The organism is Pseudomonas sp. Pf153 (genome assembly GCF_001269775.1).
GTDB lineage: Bacteria > Pseudomonadota > Gammaproteobacteria > Pseudomonadales > Pseudomonadaceae > Aquipseudomonas > Aquipseudomonas uvaldensis.
On the sequence record NZ_LHVL01000020.1, the window covers coordinates 1 to 2424 of the forward strand.

The following is a 2424-nucleotide window of genomic DNA, read 5'->3' on the forward strand; positions in this document are numbered from 1 at the left end:
GTTGCTCAAGGTGACGGTGACCGGTGTCTGCGCTGGGTTGGTCAGCGTGGCGGTGTAGGTGATCTGACCGCCTTCGGTGATGGTTTCGCTGGCGCTGAGCGTCAGGCCGGTAGTGTCTGCCGAATCGGTGATCGTGGTAACCGCAGGCGTGGTGCTCGGTACCAGGTTTTCGAAGTTACCGCCGGTTGCACCGGTGATAGTGGTGCTGACGGTGCTGCCGTTGTTGTAGACGTCATTGGCCGGGGTATCGACGGCCACAGTGCCGGTAGTTTGGCCAGCCGCAATGGTGATGACCGCGCCGTTGCTCAGGGTGACGGTGACCGGTGTCTGCGCTGGGTTGGTCAGCGTGGCGGTGTAGGTGATCTGACCGCCTTCTGTCACTTCGGTAGACGCCGACAAGGTCAGGCCAGTGGTGTCCGCCGAGTCGGTGATCGTGGTCACCGCAGGCGTGGTGTTCGGTACCAGATTCTCGAAGTTACCGCCGGTTGCGCCAGTGATGGTAGTGCTGACAGTGCTGCCGTTGTTGTAAACGTCGTTGGCTGGGGTGTCGACGTTAATGGAACCGGTGGTCTGGCCGGCAGCGATAATGATGATCGCGCCGTTGCTCAAGGTCACGGTGACTGGCGTCTGCGCCGGGTTGGTCAGCGTAGCGGTGTAGGTGATCTGACCGCCCTCTGTCACTTCGGTAGAAGCAGACAGGGTCAGGCCAGTGGTATCCGACGAATCGGTGATCATGGTCACCGCAGGCGTGGTGCTCGGCACCAGGTTTTCGAAGTTACCGCCGGTTGCACCAGTGATCGTAGTGCTGACGGTGCTGCCGTTGTTGTAGACATCGTTCGCTGGGGTATCGATGGCGACGGAGCCCGTGGTTTGGCCCGCCGCAATGGTGATGACCGCGCCGTTGCTCAAGGTCACGGTGACTGGCGTCTGCGCCGGGTTGGTCAGGGTCGCGGTGTAGGTGATCTGACCGCCTTCTGTCACTTCATTGGAAGCAGACAGGGTCAAGCCAGTGGTGTCCGCCGAATCGGTGATCGTGGTGACCGCAGGCGTGGTGCTCGGCACCAGATTCTCGAAGTTGCCGCCGGTTGCGCCAGTGATGGTGGTGCTGACAGTGCTGCCGTTGTTGTAAACGTCGTTCGCTGGGGTGTCGACGGCGACGGAGCCCGTGGTTTGGCCCGCAGCGATGGTGATGACCGAGCCGTTGCTCAAAGTCACGGTGACCGGTGTCTGCGCTGGGTTGGTCAGCGTCGCGGTGTAAGTAATCTGGCCGCCTTCGGTCACTTCGGTAGATGCAGACAGGGTCAGGCCAGTGGTGTCCGACGAATCGGTGATCGTGGTCACCGCAGGCGTAGTGCTCGGGACCAGATTTTCGAAGTTGCCACCGGTTGCGCCGGTAATCGTAGTGCTGACGGTACTGCCGTTGTTGTAAACGTCATTGGCTGGGGTGTCGACCGCGACAGTGCCGGTAGTTTGACCCGCCGCGATGGTGATGACCGCGCCGTTGCTCAAGGTGACGGTGACTGGCGTCTGCGCTGGGTTGGTCAGCGTGGCGGTGTAGGTAATCTGACCGCCTTCGGTAATGGTTTCGCTGGCGCTCAGCGTCAGGCCGGTAGTGTCCGCCGAATCGGTGATCGTGGTGACCGCAGGCGTGTTGCTAGGCACCAGATTTTCGAAGTTACCGCCGGTTGCGCCGGTGATGGTGGTGCTGACGGTGCTGCCGTTGTTGTAGACGTCGTTCGCTGGGGTATCGACGGCCACAGTTCCGGTAGTTTGGCCGGCAGCGATGGTGATGACCGCGCCATTGCTCAAGGTCACGATGACTGGCGTCTGCGCTGGGTTGGTCAGCGTGGCGGTGTAGGTAATCTGACCGCCTTCGGTAATGGTTTCGCTGGCGCTCAGCGTCAGGCCGGTAGTGTCCGCCGAATCGGTGATCGTGGTGACCGCAGGCGTGTTGCTAGGCACCAGATTTTCGAAGTTGCCGCCGGTTGCGCCGGTAATCGTAGTGCTGACAGTGCTGCCGTTGTTGTAAACGTCGTTCGCTGGGGTATCGACGGCGACGGAGCCCGTGGTTTGGCCGGCAGCGATAGTAATGACCGCGCCATTGCTCAAGGTGACGGTGACTGGCGTCTGCGCCGGGTTGGTCAGCGTAGCGGTGTAGGTGATCTGACCGCCTTCTGTCACTTCATTGGAAGCAGACAAGGTCAAGCCAGTGTTGTCCGCCGAGTCAGTAATCGTGGTGACCGCAGGCGCGGTGCTCGGTACCAGGTTTTCGAAGTTGCCGCCGGTTGCGCCAGTGATGGTAGTGCTGACAGTGCTGCCGTTGTTGTAGACGTCATTGGCCGGGGTATCGACGGCCACAGTGCCGGTAGTTTGCCCAGCAGCGATAGTGATGATCGCGCCGTTGCTCAAGGTGACGGTGACTGG

Annotated in this window: 1 protein-coding gene; it reads right to left on the bottom strand. The window is 61.1% G+C overall.

Features of this window, described 5'->3' with window-relative positions:
- Nucleotides 1-2424, bottom strand: a 2424-nt coding sequence (locus AD666_RS26635) for a beta strand repeat-containing protein (protein ID WP_371259595.1), incomplete at both ends; no start/stop codon positions are given.